This window comes from Microbacterium sp. UBA3486 (assembly GCF_002377845.1).
Taxonomy (GTDB): Bacteria; Actinomycetota; Actinomycetes; order Actinomycetales; family Microbacteriaceae; genus Microbacterium; species Microbacterium maritypicum_A.
Genome location: NZ_DFQP01000025.1, coordinates 37753 through 44278, shown reverse-complemented (window position 1 = coordinate 44278; position 6526 = coordinate 37753). Strand labels below are relative to the sequence as shown.

Sequence of the window (6526 nt, the reverse complement as noted above, 5' to 3'; positions counted from 1 at the left end):
CGATGTCGTCCGGCGATCGCAGGCCCTTCTGCGGGCCGAACACCGCGGCGGCACCGCGCGGACCGGTGAGCGGATTGGTGACGTCGGTGAGCACGCGCACCTCGGGTGCCGGGCGCAGGGCGGTCAGATCCGCCGATGCGACGGAGGCGAGCCCCCGCGCGCCGCGGGGAACCGGCGCCCCAGCGGCATCGAGGAACAGCGCACCGAGCGCCGAGAGCATCCCGGTGCCACCGTCGGTGGAGGCGCTGGAGCCGATGCCGACGACGAGTCGCGAGACGCCATGGTCGAGAGCCGCGGCCAGTGCCTGCCCCAGACCGGTCGTGTCGGCATCCCACGGACGCAGCTCGCGCAGCAACTCGATCCCGGAGGTCGACCCGAGATCGATCACGGCCGTGCCCGCCGGGGTATCGCGCGTCGGCGGGAGCAGCAACCAGGAGGTGTCGATCTTCTCGCCGGCCGGTCCGTCGACCGTGATCGGCATCCGCACGGCGCCGGGCACCGCCGCCTCGAACGCAGCCACCGTGCCCTCGCCGCCGTCCGCCATCGGCCGGTGCACGAACTCGGCGGTGGGATCGACCGTCGCCCAGCCGTCGGCGAGGGCTGTCGCGGCATCCGCCGCCGTGATCGTGCCCTTGAAGCTGTCCGGGGCCAGCACGACCCGCGTCACCCGGTGATCCCCGGGGTGCTGTCGCGCACGATGATCTCGAGCGGCAGGGGCGCCTGCTCCCATTCCGCATCGACCGTCGCGCGGAAAGCCTGATATCCGACCTCGCTCAACGGCACGCGCACGGTCGTCAATCGCGGGGTGGCATCGCTGCTCGCCGGCACGTCGTCGAACCCGCAGACCGCGATGTCGCTGCCGACCTCGCGCCCGGATTCACGGATCGCGGACATCGCACCGAGGGCCACCACGTCACTGATCGCGAAGATCAGGGTGCCGGGTGCGATGCCGTCGACGAGAGCTTCTCTCATCTGGGCCGCCCCCGACTCCCGGCGGAAGTCACCGCGGCGCACGCCCTCGACCGCACCGCCTGCCGCCTCGAACCCGGCATGGAAGCCGGCCAGACGATCATCCGAGGTCCGGACTCCGGCCGCCGCCCCGAGCGCGATCGCCGAACGGTACCCGAGCTCGGCCATCCGTCGGCCGAGCGCCTCCGCCCCGGAGCGGTTGTCGATCTCGATTCGACGCTCGCCCTCGCCGTCCGGCCCGAACGCCACGACCCGGCCGCCCAGGCGCACGAACTCCGCGAGTTCCTGCGCGGTCTCGGTCTCCGTGGGCTCCTGTGTGCGCGAGGCGGCGAGGATCAGACCGCGCGGCCGCTGCCCGCGAAGCGCACGCACGATCCGTGCCTCACGCGCCTGGTCGCGCTCGGTGATCGCGATCGTCACGACCAGGCCCTCCTCGTCGGCGCCGCGGGCCACACCCGACGCGATCAACCCGAAGTAGGGGTCGGCGATATCGGCGACGAGGAGGGCGATGACCGGTGATGTGCCCCGGGCGATCGACTGGGCCGAGACGTTCGCGGTGTATCCGAGCTTCTCCGCCGCTGATTCGACGCGTTCCCGGAATGACTCGGCGACTCGGCGCTCGGAACCGTTGAGCACCCGGGAAGCTGTCGCCAGGGAGACCCCGGCTTCTCGGGCGACGTCGTGCAGTGTGGGCGCCGGCCCCCGGGCGTGGCGCGGAGACCGCGTCGGCGACGGCCGCTCCGCGGACGTTGCGGGCTTGGTCATGACCCAGATCCTACTTCCCGACACGTGCGCCCGCCGGCACGGACGTCGGGTGGATGCACGGCTGTCGGCCCGGATCCGCGGTCTTCTCCGTGCATCCGTGCATCCTCCTGAGAGGCGGTAAGAGACCGGTGTCCGAACACCTTCACGCGAGATGCGGAGAGACCGCGGCGGCGAACGTCTCGGCGGTGCGGCGCACCACGCTCTCGGGATCATCGGCCCAGATCTCGGCGTTGAAGATCTCGACCTCGATGTCGCGGTCGTACCCGGTCGCGACCACCGCGCGGGTGAGGGTGCCGAAATCGATCACGCCCTCGCCGGTGTAGTGCCGTGAGAGCAACACGTCGGATGCGAGAGGCGTCTTCCAGTCGCACACCTGGTACGTGGCGATGCGTCCTTCACGACCGGCCCTCGCGATCTGCTCGAGCACCTGCGGGTCCCACCAGATGTGGAAGGTGTCGACGGCGGCGCCGACCACCTCCGGATCGAAGTCCGCTGCGATGTCGAGCGCCTGGCCGAGCGTCGAGACGACGGCGCGATCGGACGCGTACATCGGGTGCAGCGGTTCGATCGCGAGCGTCACACCAGCCGCCTTCGCCTCGGGAGCCAGCGCACCGATCGCATCGCGCACGCGCTGCCGAGCCCCGATCAGGTCGCGCGATCCCGCGGGCAGGCCGCCCACGACCAGGACGAGCACAGCGGTCGAGCCCTCTGCACCGGCCGCGGCCAGCGTCGCGGTCTCCTCGATCGCCCGGCGGTTGTCGTCCAGCGCCGCCGCCCGCTCCGCCCCGTCCGGCAGCGTGAAGAACCCACCACGGCAGTGCGTCGAGAAGCGCAGGCCCGAGTCGCCGAGCATGCGGGCCGCGACGTCGAGGCCGACGTCGTTCACCGGCTCACGCCACAGTCCGATCGCCTCCACACCCGCGGCCGTCGTGACCCGCAGGGCCGTCGCGAGGTCGGCATGCTTGATGGTCGCCTGATTGATCGACAGGCGCGGGTCCGGGGCCGGCGCCTGGGACTGGGCCTGGGCCTGGGCCTGGGCCTGGGCCTGGGAGGGGAGGCTCATGCGTCCACGCCGTTCAGACGCAGCATGCCGTGCCACCGCTCGCGGGCGAGGTCGGGCTGCTCCAGCGCCAGGGAGGCGTTGGCGAGCTCGATGATCCGGCTCAGGTGCGGCAGGCTGCGCGCGGAGTGCAGCCCGCCCACCATCTGAAAACCGGGCTGATGGCCGTTCATCCACGAAAGGAAGGCGACGCCCGTCTTGTAGTAGAACGTGGGAGTCGCGAAGACCTGCCTGCTCAGTTCCTCGGTCGGTCCGAGGATGCGCCGATACCGTTCCGGGTCGCCGGCGTCGAGTGCCTGGATCGCCGCCGACGCGACCGGGGTGATCGCAGCGAAGGCGCCGAGCAGGGCGTCGGAGTGCGTGCGCACGCCCGCTGCGTCCCCCGTGTCTTCCCCGAGTGCACGACCTGTCGCCGAGTGCACGGCCTGTTCACGCGAGGGAGCCGTCCGCTCGGCGAGATCGCGTGCAGTCGACGAGCCCGCCGCGGCACCTCCGATCAGGCTCACGTAGTTGAAGTCGTCGCCCGTGAACATCCGGACGCCCTCGGGGAGACGATCGCGTACCGAGACCTCGGACTCGGCGTTCAACAGGCTCATCTTGACTCCCGCCACCTTGTCCGGATTCTCGGCGATGATCTCCAGGAGCACGTCCGACGCCGCCTGCCAGTCGTCCGCGCCGAAGTAGCCCGCGAGCTCGGGATCGAACGCCGCACCGAGCCAATGCAACACGACCGGAGTGGTCGCACGCGAGAGGACCTCTCGATACACACGCCGGTAGTCGTCCGCGCCCGTCGCGGCACGGGCCAGGTGACGGGAGGCCATGAGCACGGGGCCGGCGCCCTGCTCCTCGGTGAAGTGCAGTTGCTCGAGGTAGGCGGAGGTGAGCTGGTCGAGCGAGATGTGCGGTTCGGCGATGTGGTCGGTGTTGACCCCCACCACGACGGATCCGCCCTCCTCACGGGCGACCTCGGCGCTGCGGGCGATCAGCTCGCGGGTGGCAGCGGCGTCCAACCCCATGTTCCGTTGCGCGGTGTCCATGGCATCGGCGACGCCGAGACCCCACGAGTACACGTTGCGGCGGAACGCGAGCGTGGCGTCCCAATCGATGTCGGCCGCCTGCCCGGGAGTGTTGTCGGCGTGCACCTTCGGCACGACGTGTGCGGCGGCATACGCGACGCGGCTCTGCAGCGGGCCGGTCGGGCGCGTGTAGGTGCCGAAGTCGTTGAGGGCGACGTCAGCGACATCGCCGTTCGCGCGGAGGAGGCGCAGGGTGCTCATGCTCACCTCAGTCCAGCGTCAGCTGCGACAGGGCGATCTTGCGACCCTCGGCGCTGGAGGTCAGACCGGCCTCGGCGAACTGCACGCCGCGCGCGCCCGCGAGCAGGTCGAACGGGTAGTCGGTGCCTTCGACGTACGAGACCAGGTACTCCTGCCATTGCTGGCGGAACCCGTTGAGGAACACGTCGTTGGTCGGTACGTTCTGCCAGTCGGCGTCGTAGTCGCGGGTGTCTTCCAGATCGGGGTTCCACACCGGCTTCGGCGTGGCATCACGCGGCTGGATCTTCGCCCCGAACAGTCCGACGACGGCGGAGCCATGCGTGCCGTCGACCTGGAACTCGACGAGCTCGTCCCGGTTCACCCGCACGGTCCACGAGGAGTTGATCTCGGCGATCACGCCCCCCTCGAGCTCGAAGATGCCGTAGGCCGCGTCCTCAGCGGTCGCGGTGTAATGCTCGCCCTTCTCATCCCAACGGTCGGCGATGTGCACCGCCGCCTGCGCGTAGACGCTCTCGACCTCGCCGAACAGGTTCTCCAGCACGTAGTTCCAGTGCGGGAACATGTCTGTGATGATCCCTCCGCCGTCTTCCGTGCGGTAATTCCAGCTCGGGCGCTGCGCGGGCTGCCAGTCGCCCTCGAAGACCCAGTAACCGAACTCGCCACGCACCGAGAGGATGCGCCCGAAGAAGCCGGAGTCGATCAGACGCTTGAGCTTCTGAAGTCCGGGGAGGTAGAGCTTGTCATGCACGACGCCGGTCTTCACTCCCGCCCGGTCGGCGAGGCGGGCGAGGTCGAGCGCCTCGTCGAGCGATTCGGCGGTGGGCTTCTCGGTGTAGATCGCCTTGCCGGCTGCGATGGCCTTGCGGATAGCCGTGGCCCGGGCCTTGGTCACCAGGAAGTCCGCGTAGATCTCCCACCGCGGGTCGGCGAGGGCGGCGTCGAGGTCGGTCGTCCAGTCGTCGATCCCGTGCTTCGCGGCGAGTTCGGCGAGCTTGGCCTCGCTGCGGCCGACGAGGATCGGCTTCACCGTGATCTTCGAACCGTCGGGGAGCTCGATACCGCCCTCGTCACGGATCGCGAGGATCGAGCGCACCAGGTGCTGCCGGTACCCCATGCGTCCGGAGACGCCGTTCATGATGATCCCGATCTCGCGGGTGTTCGCCTGTGCCATGGTGTTCCGTTCCTGTCGCGGGACGCTGTCCGTGCTTTCACCGAACGGGCGGGAAAGCGCTTTCCGAGATCATGGCATGAGATGAGCGACGATCGCAACCATGGGTGGGGATCCCACGATCGGCCCGCCGGGAGGCAGACGATTGCGCACGGCGGACGCTGCAGCGTGCGCGGCAGCCGCGTCGTGCGATTCGACGCGCAGGGCCGCCGACCGGTTCGCTGCGTGGGGCGGCCGGCCCGCACGGGAATCAGCGCGACGCGGTACTGGCGCGCTCGACGAGTGCCGTCGGGATGACTCCGGATCCCTCTGCGGGCGCAGCGCCTTCGATCGCGTCCACCAGCGCTGACACCGCACGCTGGGCGAGCGCGGCGAAGTCCTGCCGGATCGTGGTCAGCGGCGGGCGGTAGTTCGCGGCGTCCGGCACATCATCGAAACCGATCACGCCGACGTCTTCCGGCACCCGACGGCCGTAGTCGGACAGCGCCCGCAGCAGCCCGAGCGCCATCTGATCGTTGGCGCAGAAGACGGCGGATGCCATGCGCAGTTCCGCGCCGGCGGCGTAGCCCGAGTCAGCGCTCCAGTCACCCCGGACGACGGCGGGCGGACGGACGCCGGCGGAGACGAGCGTCTCCCGCCATCCGCGTTCCCTCTCGGCCGCCGCGAAGGAGTCGGCTGGACCGGCGAGATGATGCACCCCGCCTCCCCCGAGGGCGAGAAGCCGGCGTGTGGCTGCGGCGGCGCCGCCCGCGTGATCGCTGTGCACCGACGTGACCCCGTCCTCGCTCGAGGCGTCGACGACCACGAGGTGCAGCCCGGCAGGCCGCTGCGCGTCGGAGACCAGGGCCGATGCCTCGTTCAGGACGATCGCACCGTCGACCTCCTGCTCCGCGAGCCGATCGAACGCGTCAGCGACGCCGCGGGTGGCGGTCACGAGGGTCACCGCATACCCCCGTTCCGCCGCAGCTTCGGCCGTGGCCTGCAACATCCGGGAGTTGCCGACGGTGGCGAGGGTGGTGACGACGAGTCCGATCGTCTGCGAGCGTCCGGTGCGCAGAGCTCGGGCCGCGCGGTGGGGGCGATAACCGAGCTCCGCCATCGCGTGCTCGACGCGGGCACGGGTGTCGGGGTCGACGCGGGGGCTGCCGTTGACGACCCGCGAGACAGTCTGTCCCGAGACACCGGCACGGGCAGCGACCATGGCCATGGACACCCGCCCGGATGAGGGATTCCGACGGTCCGGCCCCGATCCGTCGACGCGGTCGCGTCTGCTCTGCCCCACCTCGT

At 70.5% G+C, this 6526-nt stretch carries 6 protein-coding genes; all 6 read right to left on the bottom strand.

Annotated elements, in window-relative coordinates:
- Window positions 1–667 (bottom strand): glycerate kinase (locus B2869_RS03235; RefSeq protein WP_292762660.1); only part of this gene is annotated, 667 nt, incomplete at its 3' end.
- Window positions 664–1734: a LacI family DNA-binding transcriptional regulator gene (locus B2869_RS03230; RefSeq protein ID WP_292762657.1), complete on the bottom strand. Its 1071-nt coding sequence runs from the start codon at window positions 1732–1734 to the stop codon at window positions 664–666. The genes B2869_RS03235 and B2869_RS03230, both read right to left, overlap by 4 nt.
- 142 nt (window positions 1735–1876) lie before the next feature.
- Complete coding sequence (locus B2869_RS03225; protein WP_292762655.1) at window positions 1877–2797, bottom strand: sugar phosphate isomerase/epimerase family protein; 921 nt, start codon at window positions 2795–2797, stop codon at window positions 1877–1879.
- Window positions 2794–4071, bottom strand: a complete 1278-nt coding sequence (locus B2869_RS03220; RefSeq protein ID WP_292762652.1) for a dihydrodipicolinate synthase family protein — start codon at window positions 4069–4071, stop codon at window positions 2794–2796. The genes B2869_RS03225 and B2869_RS03220 overlap by 4 nt, the downstream gene beginning before the upstream one ends.
- 7 nt (window positions 4072–4078) lie before the next feature.
- Complete coding sequence (locus B2869_RS03215) at window positions 4079–5242, bottom strand: Gfo/Idh/MocA family protein (protein ID WP_029259868.1); 1164 nt, start codon at window positions 5240–5242, stop codon at window positions 4079–4081.
- A 247-nt stretch (window positions 5243–5489) separates the two neighbouring features.
- Window positions 5490–6446 carry a LacI family DNA-binding transcriptional regulator gene (locus B2869_RS03210; RefSeq protein WP_292762647.1) on the bottom strand — a complete coding sequence of 319 codons (957 nt, stop codon included), beginning with the start codon at window positions 6444–6446 and terminating at the stop codon, window positions 5490–5492.
- Between the last annotated feature and the right edge of the window lie 80 nt (window positions 6447–6526).

Coding starts and splice junctions, on each gene's coding strand:
- B2869_RS03230 (WP_292762657.1), bottom strand. CDS start 1,734: ATGACCAAGCCCGCAACGTCCGCGGAGCGGCCGTCGCCGACGCGGTCT.
- B2869_RS03225 (WP_292762655.1), bottom strand. CDS start 2,797: ATGAGCCTCCCCTCCCAGGCCCAGGCCCAGGCCCAGGCCCAGGCCCAG.
- B2869_RS03220 (WP_292762652.1), bottom strand. CDS start 4,071: ATGAGCACCCTGCGCCTCCTCCGCGCGAACGGCGATGTCGCTGACGTC.
- B2869_RS03215 (WP_029259868.1), bottom strand. CDS start 5,242: ATGGCACAGGCGAACACCCGCGAGATCGGGATCATCATGAACGGCGTC.
- B2869_RS03210 (WP_292762647.1), bottom strand. CDS start 6,446: ATGGCCATGGTCGCTGCCCGTGCCGGTGTCTCGGGACAGACTGTCTCG.